We start from the raw sequence: 16,539 nt of genomic DNA, 5'->3' as shown, positions 1-16,539 counted from the left end.
CGCGAGAGAAATCGGAACCCTGCTGAGGGGTCACCTTGTTGCGAGGCAGGGGGTTCAGAGCCTGTTTCCGCTCAATTTTGCGAGAACGATTCCAGCCACGCTGTCTTTGGCCCCAGAGATTTCCATGCAAGAGCAATGGTTTCACGCTCTTCGACCTCGACATTGAAGGTCGCAAGCGTTCCGAGTTCAAAATCAGACTCGAGTGCAACTTCCACGCCATTCAGATAACGGGCGAGGGCGGGAAGCCCCGGATTGTGTCCGACAAGCAGAATCGTATGCACCGAATCCGGAGTGGCCCGAAGGCGTGCGAGCAGTTCATCGGGCGCTGCCAGATACAGAGTCGGCTCGATACGGATTTCGGGTCGGGCATTATTTCCAAACGGAAGCAGCCCGGCATAGGTCTGGCGTGTCCGCATGGCCGGACTGCAGAGCACCAGATCCGGAATGAGACCTGCCTTGCGCATGCTTTCGCCGCGCTGCCTTGCCATGCGGTGGCCAGTATCTGTCAAAGGACGCGCAAGATCGGCTTTGGTGCTCATGTCACCGCCTGCCGGAGGAGCGGCCTCGCAATGCCTTAGCAACAGGAGTCGATGGGCGACCGGTTTAATCATTGCTGACGGATCCCGCGCCTGTGTCTTTCTGCTTCGCAATGGCCTCATGATGCCGGATGACTTCGCTGATGATAAAATTCAGGAATTTCTCGGCGAAGTCGGGGTCCAGCTTGGCGTCTCTGGCCAGTTGTCTCAGTCGTGTGATCTGCCGTTTCTCGCGGGCCGGATCGGCTGGCGGCATCCGGTAACGGGCTTTCAGTTCGCCGACAGCCTGCGTGCAACGGAATCGCTCGGCCAGAATCGCCACAAGCGCCATGTCGATATTGTCGATGCTCTGACGGAGCGCCGCCAGTTCGGCGTTTTGCCGGTTCAGACTGTCGCTGGGAGGAGTCGTGTCAGAGGAGGCAGAAGTCACGCCATTTGGTCCTGTTGTATTATGTATCCGCGCCCTGTCTGACGCCGGAAGCGGCTGCGGGCGGGAACGATTGAGAATCCGCACGACTCATCATGCCGTGAGCAGAGAGAACAGGGCAACGGTCCGGCGACAGGTTTGTGATAAATCACGGTTTAGAAAAACGGCGTCGGCGGCGGATAGTCCGGGATGTCGCGGACTTCATCCGGCAGATCAATCCACGCCAGATGACCACCTTTTCCTGCGCCAGTATCAACAAAAACGGCCGTTCCCCCGGAGCGTCCATGCTTGATCCACGGACGTCCATCCGTGGAACGGCGGTCATGCCCGCAATAAACAGTGTGTCCCATAGGGATATGGTCCACCCAGTTCAGTCGTCGCTCCGGATAACCGTCGGGCTGGGTTTTGCCCGTCACCTCACCGAAAAGCGCGCGTGACAAAAGTGAGGTGACATTATCCAGACCGGACGGCGCGGGTTCTTCCAGCATGCCTGTATGGAAAGCAGCGTGGACAAAGATCCTGCGCCCGAGCCGCAGCCAGGTCGGCGCCTCTCTGAGAAGCGGCAGCAGGATTTCCTTGATATCGGCGTTGCGGGCGTCATTCACCTGTTCAAGTGTGGCTTCCAGAGGCGGATCGCGCCGCAGCTTTCGTCCCATGAGGGCGCGTCCCAGCTTGCGGTCGTGGTTTCCCAGAAGAAAAAGACCTCTCCGGTCGTGAATGATATCAGCCATCAACCGAAGGGTGCCCGCGCTATCAGGCCCGTAATCGACCAGATCGCCCAGTTGGATGATGAACCGGTCCGTCGCGGCGGCATGGCGAAACGCTTCCAGATCACCATGCACGTCTCCCACGACGCGAATGCGTCGTCCGGCGATAAGGTGCTGTAAGTCTCTCTCGTCATACATGGCGTGCTCGCTTGCGACATCCCTCTGTCATATTTGGCCAATTTTTCTCGTCAGCGAAGGGGGCCATTTCATTATTTATGTCTTTTATAACGCGGTTCTGACTTTTGTGGCGTACTGACCTCACGAAAATTCGATCGGATAAGAGGGGTAAAGAGGGGCTGCGCACACTCATGTGAGACGCGCTTTCCGACGAATTGAGCGTAGATGGGGAACCGAATGATCCCGGTGAGGTCTGAGATGGTTTTCTGCACAGAAAACAAGAAACAGTCAGAAGACCGCATCTGTCCCCGGATCAGGTGGCTCGATGCAGACGATTCCCTGAGGGGAGATGACTGCGGGGCCGATCCATTGAATCGAAGCTGGAACAGGAACGCTTTATGACTGATCGTATCCGTAGCCAGGCGTTGCGCGCCAAGGAAATGCCGGCGGAAGTCGCTGCCGCCATGATTGGCAATGGCGCCACTCTGGGAACCAGTGGGTTTACCGGCGCTGCCTATCCGAAAGCTGTCCCGTTGGCGCTTGCCGACCGGGTTACCGCAGCCAAAGAGAAAGGCGAGGAACTCAAGGTTCGCCTGGTGACGGGTGCGTCCACTGGACCCCAGCTGGATGGAGCACTCGCAAAGGTGCATGGCGTGTCTTACCGCTCGCCGTTCAACACAGACGCCGCGATGCGCAACAACATCAATTCCGGTGAAACCGAATATTTTGATACGCATCTCGGACTGGTGGCTCCCCGTGCCATGCAGGGCAATTACGGCAAGTTCGACTTCGCCATTATCGAGGCGACTGCGATTCGTGAGGATGGCGGGATTGTTCCGACGTCATCTGTTGGCAACTCGCAGACCTTCATGGATCTGGCCGAGAAGGTCATCATCGAGGTCAATGACTGGCAGCCCGAGGGTCTTGAGGGCATGCACGACGTGTTCCGGGGCAATATCAGCGGCATGGCGCCCCGTGACATCATTCCTCTTACCAGCGCGGATGAGCGGATTGGTGAGACATTCCTGCGGGTTGATCCGGCCAAGATCGCCGGGATCGTGCGCAGCAGCGAGCCGGACCGGAACGCACCGTTCGCCAAGCCGGATGCCTCGGCCAAGGCCATTGCCGGACATCTGCTTGAGTTTTTCGAGCATGAAGTGAAGGTCGGCCGTCTGCCCGCGAATCTGCTGCCCCTGCAGTCCGGTGTCGGCAATGTGGCCAACGCGGTTCTGGATGGTCTCAATGAAGGACCGTTCGAGAATCTGATGGGCTATTCCGAGGTCATTCAGGACGGCATGCTGCGTATGCTCGACAATGGCCGCATGAAGATTGCGTCTGCAACGTCGTTCTCCCTCAGCCCTGACGCTGTCGAGGAAATCAACAGCCGCATTTCCTTCTTCCGCGAGAAGATCATCCTTCGTCAGCAGGATGTCAGCAATAACGCCGAAGTCATCCGTCGTCTCGGCTGTATCGCCATGAACGGCATGCTGGAGGCCGACATCTACGGCAACGTCAATTCGACCCGTGTCATGGGTTCGAAAATGATGAACGGAATTGGTGGATCAGGCGACTTTGCCCGTAACTCCTATCTGTCGATTTTCCTGACGCCTTCCACGGCGAAAGACGGGCACATCTCGGCGATCGTTCCGATGGCGGCGCATGTGGACCACATCATGCAGGATAGCCAGATCATTGTGACCGAACAGGGGCTGGCGGATATGCGTGGTCTGGGGCCGGTGCAGCGTGCGGAAGTTGTGATCCGCAACTGCTCGCACCCGACCTACCGTCCGATGCTGGAAGATTATCTGGCGCGCGCAAAGAAGGAGTCCTTCGGCAAGCATACGCCTCATCTGCTCAAGGAAGCCCTGTCCTGGCATGAGCGGTTTGTGGAAACGGGCTCCATGCTTCCGGGCTGAAGCGCGTTTTCTACCGTTGAAAATGAAAAGGGCGTTCTGCAAGAGCGCCCTTTTTTGATGCCCTGATGCAGGAACCTCGGTTTCGAGAGATTATTTCGTGACCGGTTTTTGCAAAATGTGGGAACATTTTTGCAGAATGAACATTCCGACTACTGGTTGGTCTGAACGATTGGACTTAAGGGGACAAAGAGTGAAAATCGCCATCGTCTGCGACTCCTTCAAGGAAAGTCTCACTGCCATTGCTGTGGCGGAGGCCATTCAGGCTGGTTTTCAGGAAATATTTCCAGAGGCCGAGTTCATTGCCTGTCCTGCTGCTGATGGAGGAGAAGGCACAGTCTCTGCCCTGGTCGCTGCAACAAAGGGCAAGCTCGTGGAGGTGTCGGTTGCCGGTCCGCTCGGCACTCCGGTGGAGGCCTTTTACGGTGTCACGGGGGATGGGCGCACTGCTGTAATCGAAATGGCCGCTGCTGCCGGGCTGGAAATGTTGTCTCCCGAACAGCGTGATCCCGGTCGTGCCACGACCCGTGGAGTGGGGGAGCTGATCCGTCACGCTCTGGATGAAGGGTGCCGTCATTTCATCGTTGGGCTTGGTGGAAGCGCCACGAATGATGGAGCTGCTGGTCTGGCACAGGCGCTTGGTGCGCGACTGCTGGACGACCAGGGGCGGGAACTTGAGGCTGGCGGGCTGGCGCTGAGTCGGCTTGCTCGTATTGATGTCTCAAATATAGAACCGCGATTGGTGGAATGCACGGTAGAGGTCGCGTGTGACGTGGATAATCCTCTGCTCGGTTTGGAGGGGGCCTCAGCTGTGTTTGGGCCGCAGAAAGGGGCTTCTGCCGAACTTGTTGCGTCTCTGGATAATGCTCTGGCTGTCTATGCGCAAAGACTGGAAGAGGATCTGGGCAAGACGGTCGCGGATATTCCCGGAGCCGGCGCTGCCGGAGGCGCGGGAGCTGGGACCCTTGCTTTTCTGAACGCTCGTTTGAGACCCGGTTTTGATATTGTCAGTGAGATGCTGGGGCTGGAAGAGCTTCTGCGGCCTGTTGATCTTGTTATTACGGGAGAAGGACGTATTGACGGTCAGACCATTCGAGGAAAAACACCGGCGGGTGTAGCGGAGGTGGCACGACGTCTGGGAAAACCGGTTATCGCTTTTGGCGGGTCATTGGGACCGGATGTCGAGAAAGTGCATGCTATTGGGATCGAAGCTGTTTTCGCATCGGTTTCACGGCCCTGCACGCTGGCTGAGGCTCTTGCTGAGGCCCGCCCCAATCTGATTCATGTTGCGCGCAATGTGGCGGCGACGCTCAGGCTTGGCATGACTTTGAGCGGAAAAACAGACAGGGTGTAGAGCTGCTCTCATCCGTTTAACTTGGTTGACCTTGCGGATGAATAGACTACGAGAACTATCTATATTCTATATACGGTCTAGGCAGAGTTGAAATGCACGAAAACCACTCTGTCAGAAAGATAATTTCAAAAGTTTCTTTGCTAGGTGTCTTTTTTCATATTTGTTCTGATGCAAGGTCTGGAGTAATTTTCAGAGTGAGTTGAAGCTGGAACATTATTGTGATTTCTGTTCTTCTTCTAAATCTGATTGGTACTGATAGAATAATATCTTTTAGAGACAAATTATCCATTTATTTTTTAATATTGATATTTCATGCGTGAATTTTTTAATCGTATCGAAAAAGACAGGATCTATGATGTTTAGAGCCTTTAAGTATTTCAGATTACAGTCATGTTACGTTCGCCGCTATAAAGTCTATGCCGATTTTTGAGTGGTCACACATTGCAGTGTTTTTCTGATATAAAGCCAAAAATTATCTTCTGATATTCATCTTAATATTTGTAGTAATTAATGCCTTTCATGGAGAAAATAATATTAAAAGGATAATCTCTATAGTCTGAAATTATTTCTCTTCTTGAGATTATTGTATTACTGTTGTATATATTTGTTGCATTCTGCATGATGTAAGCATCGGCTTCGATATAGTCAGAATAGATTTTTTAATAATTTCGCTTACGACATACATGTCTTCTACATGATGGCTGGATCCATGCTTCTGCTGGCAGTTCCCAATGTGGGGACGGAAGGCAGAATCAGATCGGTGCCATCTATAAGCAAACCAAAGTCATTCGAGGCAACGATTGGCGGCACATCAGCAAGAACTGGATCAGTTTCACCTCAAGTTTGTTACATATTCATCAATGCCTGACTGAGATTTGGTGAAATATCGTCTGTAGTGAACGAGACTTATAAAATATGATGGTAGATCATTTTTCCAGGCCCAGTACAACACAGTCAGTTCACTGAAATGCTTGTTAAGATCTGAAATGTTGTCACCAGTATCATCTCCCTGACAGGAGGTAGCCGTTTTTGCAACGGCTTTGACTGGCCTGAGTGGAGGCATGGTTTCGGTCCTATGGTGTCGCTATCTACAAAGAAAACAGATCAACAAATCATAACGATAGAATTCAATAAAAACTGGAGCCAAACATTTGGCTCAAGCGAATTTTTATTCTGAAATTATTTTTCGTCCTGTCAGTCTGTAATCGTATCAAATCCAGCTTCTGGCGGCAGGCGACGGGGCTTGCGATTTTCATCCAGCGCAACAAAGGTGAATTTGCCCTGCGTCACTCTGCGACGTTCATTGGTGTTACGTGCTCTCCGCCAGGTTTCGACATGGACAATAATTGAACTCGACCCTGTCTGAGTGATCTTGGTGTAGATGCTCACTTCGTCGCCAACGGCGACTGGCTCGTGGAAAATGAAACTGTCGATCGCAACGGTGACGCATCGACCCTTCGCACGGAAAGCAGCTGCGGTGCCCGCAGCAAGATCCATCTGGGAGACAAGCCAGCCGCCAAAAACATCTCCGGCAGGATTGGTGTCGGTGGGCATCGCGACAACGCGGATCGTCGGGATCACTTCGGGGGGATAAGGAGAACTTGTCGGCACGAGAATGATCCTTGGTCGAGTCAGAAAACCATAAGAGGGGCTTGCTACTGTAACATAAACCATAAGCCCGTTAGGGGGGGGCGACGCAACAGGTGATCGCATGAAGAAGCAGGCTTTTCCTCTTCGTGATGGCATTTCTGGGACTTGGATCACCTCCATTTCTCCTGCCCGGCGATCACTTTTGGTTCTCAAATTATGACAGTTATGCAATCAGGAATGGTATAGGGTAATCCTTGCCTGTAATGTTACGCGATCTGAATTTTAAAGGCGTCTTGACATCATGAATCCCTCGACATTCTTTCGTTCGGGCAGATCCTGCCGTGCCGTAGCCCTTGCCGCCATGATGTCTGGATGTGCAGTAACCGCTCTTGTAGCAGAGCCTGCTGCGGCACAGAGTGTGATCACGGCCACCAACAGTACGATTGCGACAGTTGAAACCGTCGACAGCACCACGGGAGAAGTCCTGTTGCGCGCTGAAGATGGTGATCTGTTCACTCTTGATGTGCCGCTCAAGCGGCATGCCCTGCCGCATCTCAGTGTGGGAGATCGGCTGAATATTCGTGTAATCAAGACCCTGGATGCGACTCTTGCCGCTCCTGATAGTCCGGCTCCGGAATCCACTACGTCTACTGCCCGCGGTTATGCGAATCGCCATCCGCACGGCACATTGGTGACTTTCAAGCGGAGACGCGTCAGCGTTGTCTCAACCGATGTGAAGACACACACATTGACGGTGATCGACTCAGCTGGGACACAACGTGAGGTTGTGGTGAAACAGAAGATATTCCAGCCGATGCTTGCCCAGCTGAAAAAAGATGACAAGGTCGACGTCACCACCATGGAAGCGGTGTCCTTCACCGTGCTTAATCGTGTGGTGGCGCCGAATGTGTCAGTTCAGCAGCAGGCTGGCGCAGCAGGTTCTACTGTTGTTGCGCCTGCAATACCTGCCCCAGCTTCTGCTGGACAGTGATTCGACATGAGAAGAAAGACTGTTTTTCTTTTCAGAAGAACAGAAGGCTTCCTTAGTCCATCTGTACGAAACAGGATGGCAAAACTGATGGCAGTTTTCGTCATCCTGTCGACTTTGACAGGATGTCATCCTGCCGAAGGGAGCGGAAATCGTCACTCTGTCCACGGATTGTATGGAGCTGGAAGTATCGGCGCGATGCCCTAAGGAAGGCAGCTTGCGCAATGAATAACCCCAGCCTCTAGGAAGTGGCTGGTTTTCTGCGTGGCTGCCTTGCCTGACCCTTGGGAGAAGTTTTCTTTGTTGGCTTCGGCTTCTTCGGAGTCAGGATTGGGATATCTGCGTTGTTCGGAAGTGCGGTCTTCAGGAGCGTGTCTTCGGAAACGGCTTCTGTAAAGAGACGCCCTTCCTCTCGGCCATGTGAAATATAATGGCGTAAAGGCGTGATTCTGGCTGCTCTCACATCAGCATTGAGCCGGAGATAGGCTGTGGGATTAAAGGAGATCGTCTTTGTGACTTTGCCTTTGCTCACATCGATAAAATCAATGCCATCTGTCATATCTGATTTTTGGGCTGGTCCCTCGGTCAGATAACGGTCGGTGATTCCCAGAGCGGGCATGAGATCGGCCAACCCCTGAAACCGCAGAAATACGCCATTATCGAACTGCTGCAGATAGTCTTCTTCTTTCATACCCAAATACCGGATCAGTCGGGCTTCCGGTCCGTGATCACCCGCCAGAATCTTGGGGTTGTCGAGGGGAACGGCTTTTTCCAGCTTGTAGCGCGTGTGCTGCAGAAAGCTGTCAAATGGCTTGTTGTGCATATGGATAAAAGTGAAATCCGTAATTCGCCGATCTGGTGAAATTCTGGAAGAACAGCCCTGTAAGCCAAAATCCATATTGTCGAGCGTACCGGCCGCCAGAAAAGTGCGGACGTGCTGTTCGGGACGAAAATACCCAGGTCTTGTGGGCACATTGAACAGCATGGACCTGATCTCGAATGTACGCTTATCCCCAATGAGTGCATCGAAAGCCGAGTGGATGGATTTCCTGGAACAGCTCAGTCCGTCTTCCGTGAAAACGGAAAGAAATTCGTCACAGTCGACAGGCAGGACAAAATCGTAATGCCCGCCTGAATCCCAGTGACGAATGACGTTTTTGAAATGTTCATTGCGACCGAGGAAATCCTCCGGGCGGTTATGCCCCCAGTGGATGTCCGCACCGGCGCGCTCATAGGTCTTCAGGGTTTCAATAACGGTCGGATCAGTGGAATTATTGTCAAAAACACACAGATTCTCAAAGCCGAAAAGATATCCGTAATATCGGAACCAGGCTTCAAGAAGGAGAGTCTCATCTCTTTGCATCATGAGACATCTTACTCGTGCCATCGTCATGTCTTCCTTTGCCGGTTCCGAAGAGTCGCCCCGGCTTATCACGGAAATTATTAAAGCTATCTTTCCAGGAAGAGGGAGTGAAGCTGCGAGTAACCAATACTCAGTATGACAGATGGATCCATTTCCTCTGCTTATGGGGGGACGCTCTGGCGTGCGCAGAACAAGAACGCTAAGAGAACAAACATGACTTCACGAGCCCGCCTTATCGGCATTGATCCCGGACTGCGCTTCACTGGCTGGGGCGTGATCGACGTTGACGGCAATCGTCTCATTCACGTCGCGGATGGTGTGATTGCAACCGATAGCAGTGAACCTGTGCCTGCTCGATTGTGCGCTCTTTATGACGCGCTGACAGCATTGCTTCAGACTCATAAACCCAATGAAGCCGCTGTCGAGGAAACCTATGTCAACCGGAACGGCTCTTCGACCCTGAAGCTGGGATATGCCCGTGGGGTTGCGCTTCTGGCACCTGCGTTGGAAGGTCTGACTGTCGCTGAATACGGTGCGATGTCCGTCAAACGCTCCGTGGTTGGAACAGGGGCCGCTACCAAGGAACAGGTTGAAATGATGGTGCGTCGTCTGTTGCCCACAGCTTCCATCTCCCGCAATGACGCGTCCGATGCGCTGGCTGTCGCCATCTGCCACGCCCATCATCGCGCCAGTACATTACGTGTGGAAGCCGGAAGCCGGAGCGCTGTGGCCCGTGGCGCGGGTGCCCGCCGATGATCGCGTCGCTGGCTGGCCTGCTGTCCCATGTGGAAGCCGATCGTTGTGTGATTGATGTGAACGGGGTGGGATATCTTGTCTTCGCCTCCACACGAACGATTTCGGCGCTTCCGAACCCGCCCGAGCTTGCAAAAGTGCTGGTGGAGACCATTGTTCGGGAAGACGCCATTCTCCTCTATGGTTTCGCAACCACAGCGGAGCGCGAATGGTTTCGCACGCTCACCGCCATTCAGGGGGTCGGAGCCAAGGTCGCGCTTGGGCTTCTCTCCACGCTGTCTCCATCAGAGCTGATTTCCGCCATCGCCAGCGCCGACAAAGCCAGCCTGACACGTGCGCCCGGCGTAGGTGGACGTCTTGCGGATCGTCTGCTGACCGAGTTGCGCGACAAAGCCGGGAAAATGCCGGGTGGTGGGGGCGGAACAGCAACAGCGGCTATCATCGCGCAGGGAAATGTCGGTGGAACCATTGAAGCAGACGCCTTGCTGGCACTCGCTGGACTGGGTTTCCGTCGCGCTGAAGCCTGGCCTATCGTGTCGCGTCTGATTGCGGAAAAAGAGGCGGAAGCGACACTTGATGGCGTTATCCGTGATGCTCTGAAAGAACTGGCGAAATGAACGACCGCACAGTCGACCCTGAGCGCACCGAAGAGGATCTTGGTGAAGGAGGCCTTCGCCCGCAAACCCTTGCCGATTTCACAGGACAGAAATCCAGCCGGGAAAATCTCGCTATTTTTATCGAGGCCGCACGCAATCGTGGGGAGGCGCTCGATCATGTCCTGCTGCATGGGCCGCCGGGACTGGGAAAGACGACGCTCGCGCAGATTGTCTCGCGTGAACTGGGCGTCGGATTCCGCGCTACGTCCGGGCCGGTGATCCAGAGGGCAGGGGATCTGGCTGCGATTCTGACCAATCTTCAGCCGCGTGATGTTCTGTTCATTGACGAGATCCATCGCCTGCAACCCGCCATCGAGGAAATCCTCTATCCGGCGATGGAAGATTTCCAGCTTGATCTGATCATCGGAGAGGGGCCTGCGGCTCGGTCGGTAAGAATTGATCTCGCGCCATTTACGCTGGTGGCGGCAACAACCCGTGCTGGGCTGCTGGCCACACCTCTGCGGGACCGTTTCGGTATTCCGTTACGGCTGGTGTTCTATACTCCAGACGAGTTGCAACTGATCGTGTCGCGAGGCGCACGCAAGCTCGGCTTTGCGCTGACGGAAGCCGGAGCGATGGAGGTTGCCCGTCGGTCCCGTGGCACACCGCGTATCGCCGGACGCCTCCTGCGTCGGGTCAGGGATTTTGCCTCTGTCGGCAATACCAGTGATGAGCCGGTCGGGGCGGAACTGGCTGATGCGGCGCTGACCCGGCTTGAAGTGGACGGCCTTGGCCTTGATGGTATGGATCGGCGGTATTTGCGACGTATCGCTGAATACCATAATGGCGGTCCTGTGGGCGTGGAGACGCTGGCTGCTGCTTTGGCGGAAGCCCGTGACACGCTGGAAGATGTGATTGAGCCTTACCTCATTCAGGAAGGTCTTGTGCTCCGTACAAGTCGGGGGCGCGTGCTGGGCGAGCGGGGATGGCGACATCTCGGACTGACTCCGCCAGCATCGGCGCAGATGGCGCAATTCGATCTTCTTGCCGAAGATGACACGACCGAAGAAGGCGAAGCATGACCATTCATAACATCGACTTCCGAATCTATTACGAAGATACCGATGCGGGCGGTGTCGTCTATCATGCGCGCTATCTGGCGTTTGCAGAGAGAGCGCGCACGGAGGCCATTCGTTCGGAAGGCATGTCGGCGATGGATCTGCTGAACGACTATGGTCTGCTGTTTGTCGTTCGCAATGCGACTCTGGATTACCGTCGGCCACTGCGTCTTGACGATGTTTTTACCGTTCGGACCAGACTGAGGGCGCAGGCGGCGGCAACCTGCCATCTGGTGCAGGATTTCCTCAAGGACGATGAACTTTGCGTCCATACGGACATACGTCTGGCCTGTATTCGTGCGGAAGATGGACGTCCTGCCCGATTTCCGCCTTCGTGGCGTGCTCTCCTTGCCAGACTTGAAGAATGAAACACGAATAATAGGAAGGTCTCTTCTGCTTTCCGCAGGAAGCCAGTAAGGATCGCCTGACGATTCGAATGTTTTACGAGTCGGATATGCACTGTCTTCTTCGGCTTTTGCCGGAAGCCGGTTGCGCGGCAGGAAAAAGCAGGTCCGTATCAGGACAGGAGGCGTTTTTTGGATCAAGCAGCGGTAGACGCAACAAATCTCGCCGCAGCTGCGGGCGGGAATTTGTCGCTGTGGGGCCTGTTTGTGCAGGCGTCGTTGGTCGTCAAACTGGTCATGCTCGGCCTTGTCGGTTGCAGCATCTGGGTCTGGGCCATCATTTTCGACAAGATTGTGACCATGCGTCGTGTCGAACGGCAGGCCACGGCATTCGAGGACAAGTTCTGGTCCGGCGGCAGCCTGGACGATCTGTATGAAAATGAGGGCGCCAAGCCGTCTCACCCGATGGCCGCCATTTTTGGCGCGGCAATGGGCGAGTGGCGTCGGTCTTCCCGCATTCCGGGCGTGGACCTTGTTCATGGCGGCGTGCAGGAACGCGTCGACAGGGCGATGAACATCACCATTACGCGTGAGATGGATCGCCTTGAGCGCTGGATGATTTTCCTCGCAACCATCGGTCCAATCGCACCGTTTATCGGTCTGTTCGGCACGGTCTGGGGCATCATGCATTCGTTCAGCTCGATTGCCGCCATGCACAACACTAACCTGAGTGTCGTCGCGCCTGGTATTTCCGAGGCTCTGTTTGCAACTGCGATTGGTCTTATCACCGCCATTCCGGCTGTGATTGGCTACAACGTGATCAACAATTCCCTGATGCAGTTTCAGGACCGTCTGGAAGGCTTCGGCACGGAATTCGCAGCCATCCTGTCCCGTCAGTCCGAGGAAAGGGCGTAAGTCATGGGCGTGTCGGTCGGAGGAGGGGGCGGTCGTCGCGGCTCACGCCGTCGGGGTCGTCCGATGTCGGACATCAACGTCACGCCGCTTGTCGACGTCATGCTGGTGCTGCTGATCATCTTCATGGTCACGTCTCCGATGATGACCAGCGGCGTCAACGTGGATCTGCCGAAAACCGATGCGAAACCGGTCAATACGGACACCAAGCCGATTACCGTCTCCATCAAGGCTGACGGCTCGATCTATCTTGGTGACAATCCTGTTTCTGCGGACGAACTGGTGAATCAGCTCAAGGCCGCAGCGCAGAATGATCAGGAGCACCGTATTTTCGTGCGTGGCGATGCCCATATTGACTACGGCAAGGTTATGCAGGTGATGGGCCAGATTACAGCTGGCGGCTTCACGCATGTTGCCCTGCTGGCTCAGCAGCCCGCTGCTGCGGCTGGTCAGTGAGATCTGTCACTCATGGTTCAGAACGTTCCCTTTTCCCTTCATGCGCCCCGGTGCGGTGGTCGTGGACCTCAGTGGTTCTCCACGATCTGCTGCACTGCGGCATGACGTCAGGAGTCTGACTCTCCATGGTTCGGCCCCGCCGTTCCGAAACCATTCTGATGCGGCGCTCGACGATTGTCTCGGGCTCGCTGCATTTCCTGATCCTCGCTGCCTTGCTGCTGGCTCTTCCAGAGCAGAAGCCGCCTGAGGAACCCAAGGAACCCCCACCGGTAGAAGTGCAGTTTGAAGGTGCCAGCAGCGATTCCGGCCCTCCGGCCAAATCCGCCACGCCTTCTTCCAAGCCCGCGCCAGCTCCGGCTCCCGAAAAGGTAGACGCGCCGCAGACGCCGACTCCTCCAAAGCCGTTACCGCCGGAAGAGACGCCGCCTCCGCCACCACCTCCGCCGCCTGTGCCGCCACCGCCGCCGACCGAAGCGCCGCCGTTGCCGGATACGCCAATTCCACCAAAGGTGGAGGAGCCGTCGCCGGACGCTGAAAAGACGCCGCCGACGCCTCCGGCAAAACCGACGCCTTCCAAGGTCGCGGCTCCGCCGTCCCTGCAGGCGCCAGCTGTGACATCATCTGCCGTCGCGCCGCCGTCGCCGATGTCTCAGCCCACGGACAAGCTGCCGGATATGGTGCTGCCCTCGCACATCACGCAGCCCAACCCGGCCAAGAAAACCGAGGCTGACACGCACTCCCTGCTGGAGACGCTGGATTCCTTCCGCGCTGACTCCAAGCAGACGCATGCCCCCAAAGGGCAGGCCAATCCGCGTCAGGGTGGTTCACCCGATGGTGGTGGTTCGCCCAACGGGGATATCACGGGCAAGATGAGCGCGGGCGATCAGCGTGCCATCGGCGGAGAAGTCCGTCGTTGCTACACGGAAGATACCGCTGCCAAGGACTATGCGACGTTCGTTGCGCATCTCGTCGTGACGGTCGATGCGAGTGGCGAGGCGCGCATTGTCACTTTTGCGCCTGAAACGCTGGCGAAGATGAACAGCGATTCGTCTTACCGCGCCCTTGCCGAACGGGCACGGGCGGCAGTGCTCAGTCCGACCTGTTCAAAACTGCCTATTCCGAAGAACCTGCTGGGCAAGACCCAGACTCTGAAATTCGTCTTCCGGCCGTAAGCCGCAGGATTAGAGAGGACACATGACCATGGTTTCGATTTCCAACCGCTATCTCCCGGATCATGAGGCCGAAGCTCTTGCGGAGGCGTTTGGTCCGAACGGCATGCGCCGTCGCTCCCTTCTGGGTGGTGGTCTGGCGGCGGGGGCCGGACTGGTCGGAGGACTGACGGCGACACCTTTGTCAGCTTGGGCTGCGGCTGATGCTCCGGCGGCAGAAATCACGGTGGATCAGGCTCGTACGGCTCCTATCCCCATCGTGATTCCTTCCTTTGGTCCGGGTGTTGGTGAGCAGATCACGCAGGTTGTGACAAACGACCTTTCCAACACGGGTCTGTTCAAGGTTCTTCCCGGCTCCGCCATGTCTGGTACGCCCGATTTCGCGCCTTACAAGGCGATGGGTGCTCATGCGGCCGTCACAGGCGGCTTCTCGGGAAGCGGTAGCATTCGCGTTGAGTTCCGGCTGTGGGACGTTCTCGCAGGTCAGCAGATTCAGGGAACGGCTTACACCACCAATGCGGCCAACTGGCGTCGGATCGCTCACATCATGGGCGACGTGATCTATCAGCGGATGCTTGGTGAGAAGGGATATTTCGACACCCGGATTGGCTTTATCTCCCGTTCTGGTTCCGTGCATCAGCCCCGTATGCGGCTGGCTGTCATGGATCAGGATGGCGCGAACTGCCGCATCCTGAGCAGCACGCAGACCAAGCTGCCGGCATTCAGCCCGGTGCGCGACCAGATTGCTTTTCTTTCCTATGCCTCGACCGTGCCGCGGATTTATGTGTTTGATCTCGCCAGCGGCCATCAGCGCATCATCGGTGACTTCAACGGCGTTCCGCTTGGCCCGCACTATTCGCCTGATGGTAACTCCCTGATTGTTCCTGTGGCGAAAGGAAGCGGTTCTGACCTGTATTCGGTCAATATTGCGTCCGGCGCCAAGCGGCAGATTACCTCTTCGGGTGGGGCTATTAATGTGAGCCCGAGCTTCAGCCCTGACGGTTCCCAGATTGTATTCAACTCTGACAAGGGCGGTTCACCTGCGCTCTACATCATGAGTGCGAGTGGTGGTGCCGCACGCCGACTCTCGTTTGGTAGTGGCAATTATGGAGATTCCGTCTGGTCTCCACGGGGCGATCTGATCGGTTTTACCCGCATTTCAGGCGGACAGTTCTCGTTGGGTATCATGAATCCCGATGGAACCGGCGAGCGTATCATGACGCAGGGCTATACGGTGGAATCACCCAGCTTCTGCCCGAATGGTCGCGTTCTGGCCTTCTCCCGCAGCGGGGCCAGCGGTGGGGCGGCTATCCATACGATTGATATTACTGGCTTCCATGAACTGGCCATCCCGACGCCGGAAGGTGGTTCAGGTCCGACATGGTCTCCGCTGAACGTCTGACACTGCAAGTATTCACGCTTTTGAGAGTGTCTTTCATGCAGGGTGGATATGCAAAATAGTAAGGCATATGCTGAAGATGCTTGACGTGTCTTCAGCAATGTGGCTTACCGAGTGGCAACCTCCGGTAGGAAATTGCTTCTGCAGTGGGAGCAGATTTTCTGTTGCCGGAGAAGTAAAACTGGTCCGTTTCTATCCATCCCATCCCCTTATGTTCCGTTTAGGGAACTGATCCCAGGATCAAACAAATGAGACTGAAACTTCTTGGTGCGCTCGGTGTAGCGGCTCTTCTTGCTGGCTGCTCTAATGATCACACCAACACCGGTGCCAACACCGGTTCAGGCGCTGCTGTACAGCCGAGCGGCCCGGTGCCGGGAAGCGAAGCTGATCTCGTTGCAAATGTGGGCGACCGCGTTTTCTTCGAGCTGAACCAGAGCGGCCTTTCCGGCGACGCCAAGGCTACCCTCGACAAGCAGGCTGACTGGCTTGCGAAGTATCCGCAGGTTTCCGTGCAGATTGCCGGCAACTGCGATGACCGTGGCACTGAGGAATACAACCTTGCGCTGGGTCAGCGTCGTGCGAATGCCGCTCGCGACTATCTCGTTGCGAAGGGTTCCGCCAGCTCACGCATGACGACGATTTCCTATGGTAAGGATCGTCCGACAGCGACCGGCGAAGGTGAAGATGTCTGGGCGCAGAACCGTAACGCGATCACGTCCGTTCAGTAATTTCTGTCT

18 protein-coding genes are annotated in these 16,539 nt (G+C 55.7%); 12 read left to right on the top strand and 6 right to left on the bottom strand.

Annotated elements, in window-relative coordinates:
• Positions 1–71: 71 nt before the first annotated feature.
• The 3 genes from EMQ_RS03415 to EMQ_RS03405 all read right to left on the bottom strand — a co-directional run bounded on the left by EMQ_RS03415 (position 72) and on the right by EMQ_RS03405 (position 1,868).
• Complete coding sequence (locus EMQ_RS03415; protein ID WP_269208705.1) at positions 72–611, bottom strand: SixA phosphatase family protein; 540 nt, start codon at positions 609–611, stop codon at positions 72–74.
• Positions 604–924, bottom strand: coding sequence for a chorismate mutase (locus EMQ_RS03410; RefSeq protein WP_026200240.1), 321 nt, complete (start codon positions 922–924; stop codon positions 604–606). The genes EMQ_RS03415 and EMQ_RS03410 overlap by 8 nt, the downstream gene beginning before the upstream one ends.
• 194 nt (positions 925–1,118) lie before the next feature.
• On the bottom strand, positions 1,119–1,868 hold the full coding sequence (locus EMQ_RS03405; RefSeq protein WP_010667465.1) for a metallophosphoesterase: 750 nt from the start codon (positions 1,866–1,868) through the stop codon (positions 1,119–1,121).
• Positions 1,869–2,245: 377 nt separating this feature from the next.
• Between EMQ_RS03405 and EMQ_RS03400 the strand changes: the two genes are divergently transcribed.
• Together EMQ_RS03400 and EMQ_RS03395 are read left to right on the top strand one after the other, a co-directional pair.
• Complete coding sequence (locus tag EMQ_RS03400) at positions 2,246–3,763, top strand: acetyl-CoA hydrolase/transferase family protein (RefSeq protein ID WP_010667464.1); 1,518 nt, start codon at positions 2,246–2,248, stop codon at positions 3,761–3,763.
• A gap of 190 nt (positions 3,764–3,953) precedes the next feature.
• On the top strand, positions 3,954–5,114 hold the full coding sequence (locus EMQ_RS03395) for a glycerate kinase (RefSeq protein WP_010667463.1): 1,161 nt from the start codon (positions 3,954–3,956) through the stop codon (positions 5,112–5,114).
• Positions 5,115–5,946: 832 nt separating this feature from the next.
• Here the strand turns inward: EMQ_RS03395 and EMQ_RS03390 are convergent.
• Both EMQ_RS03390 and EMQ_RS03385 read right to left on the bottom strand, forming a co-directional pair.
• Positions 5,947–6,177, bottom strand: coding sequence for a DUF4422 domain-containing protein (locus tag EMQ_RS03390; protein ID WP_081471057.1), 231 nt, complete (start codon positions 6,175–6,177; stop codon positions 5,947–5,949).
• A 131-nt stretch (positions 6,178–6,308) separates the two neighbouring features.
• Complete coding sequence (locus tag EMQ_RS03385) at positions 6,309–6,668, bottom strand: acyl-CoA thioesterase (protein ID WP_173572748.1); 360 nt, start codon at positions 6,666–6,668, stop codon at positions 6,309–6,311.
• Positions 6,669–7,005: 337 nt separating this feature from the next.
• Here EMQ_RS03385 and EMQ_RS03380 point away from each other — a divergent pair, with 337 nt between their 5' ends.
• Positions 7,006–7,695 carry a hypothetical protein gene (locus EMQ_RS03380; protein WP_010666395.1) on the top strand — a complete coding sequence of 230 codons (690 nt, stop codon included), beginning with the start codon at positions 7,006–7,008 and terminating at the stop codon, positions 7,693–7,695.
• Positions 7,696–7,933: 238 nt separating this feature from the next.
• Here EMQ_RS03380 and EMQ_RS03375 read toward each other — a convergent pair whose 3' ends face one another.
• A complete protein-coding gene (locus EMQ_RS03375; RefSeq protein WP_018308464.1) occupies positions 7,934–9,058 on the bottom strand; it encodes a glycosyltransferase family 2 protein in 1,125 nt (374 codons plus the stop codon).
• Between the two features lie 210 nt (positions 9,059–9,268).
• On the opposite strand from EMQ_RS03375, the gene ruvC reads away from it, so the two are divergent.
• The 9 genes from ruvC (at position 9,269) to pal (ending at position 16,530) form a co-directional block, all read left to right on the top strand.
• Positions 9,269–9,811 (top strand): crossover junction endodeoxyribonuclease RuvC, encoded by a 543-nt coding sequence (ruvC, locus tag EMQ_RS03370; protein WP_026200241.1) that lies wholly within the window; start codon positions 9,269–9,271, stop codon positions 9,809–9,811.
• The gene (gene ruvA, locus EMQ_RS03365) at positions 9,808–10,425 is read left to right on the top strand and encodes a Holliday junction branch migration protein RuvA (RefSeq protein WP_010666767.1); all 618 of its coding nucleotides are present in this window, start codon (positions 9,808–9,810) and stop codon (positions 10,423–10,425) included. The genes ruvC and ruvA overlap by 4 nt, the downstream gene beginning before the upstream one ends.
• Entirely contained in the window at positions 10,422–11,486 is a 1,065-nt protein-coding gene (gene ruvB / locus EMQ_RS03360) for a Holliday junction branch migration DNA helicase RuvB (RefSeq protein WP_010666766.1), read from the top strand. The genes ruvA and ruvB overlap by 4 nt, the downstream gene beginning before the upstream one ends.
• Positions 11,483–11,890 carry a tol-pal system-associated acyl-CoA thioesterase gene (gene ybgC, locus EMQ_RS03355; RefSeq protein ID WP_010666765.1) on the top strand — a complete coding sequence of 136 codons (408 nt, stop codon included), beginning with the start codon at positions 11,483–11,485 and terminating at the stop codon, positions 11,888–11,890. The genes ruvB and ybgC overlap by 4 nt, the downstream gene beginning before the upstream one ends.
• Positions 11,891–12,058: 168 nt before the next feature.
• A complete protein-coding gene (gene tolQ / locus EMQ_RS03350) occupies positions 12,059–12,781 on the top strand; it encodes a protein TolQ (protein WP_010666764.1) in 723 nt (240 codons plus the stop codon).
• Between the two features lie 3 nt (positions 12,782–12,784).
• The gene (gene tolR / locus EMQ_RS03345; protein WP_010666763.1) at positions 12,785–13,234 is read left to right on the top strand and encodes a protein TolR; all 450 of its coding nucleotides are present in this window, start codon (positions 12,785–12,787) and stop codon (positions 13,232–13,234) included.
• 125 nt (positions 13,235–13,359) lie between these two features.
• A complete protein-coding gene (locus EMQ_RS03340) occupies positions 13,360–14,406 on the top strand; it encodes a hypothetical protein (RefSeq protein ID WP_010666762.1) in 1,047 nt (348 codons plus the stop codon).
• A 28-nt stretch (positions 14,407–14,434) separates the two neighbouring features.
• Positions 14,435–15,805, top strand: coding sequence for a Tol-Pal system protein TolB (gene tolB, locus EMQ_RS03335; protein ID WP_010666761.1), 1,371 nt, complete (start codon positions 14,435–14,437; stop codon positions 15,803–15,805).
• A gap of 245 nt (positions 15,806–16,050) precedes the next feature.
• The gene (gene pal, locus EMQ_RS03330; protein ID WP_010666760.1) at positions 16,051–16,530 is read left to right on the top strand and encodes a peptidoglycan-associated lipoprotein Pal; all 480 of its coding nucleotides are present in this window, start codon (positions 16,051–16,053) and stop codon (positions 16,528–16,530) included.
• Positions 16,531–16,539: the final 9 nt, after the last annotated feature.

Origin of the sequence: Acetobacter aceti NBRC 14818, from assembly GCF_000193495.2 — a bacterium.
Classification (GTDB): Bacteria; Pseudomonadota; Alphaproteobacteria; order Acetobacterales; family Acetobacteraceae; genus Acetobacter; species Acetobacter aceti.
The sequence above is the reverse complement of the archived record's forward strand: the minus strand, read 5'-3'. Positions and strand labels throughout refer to the sequence as shown.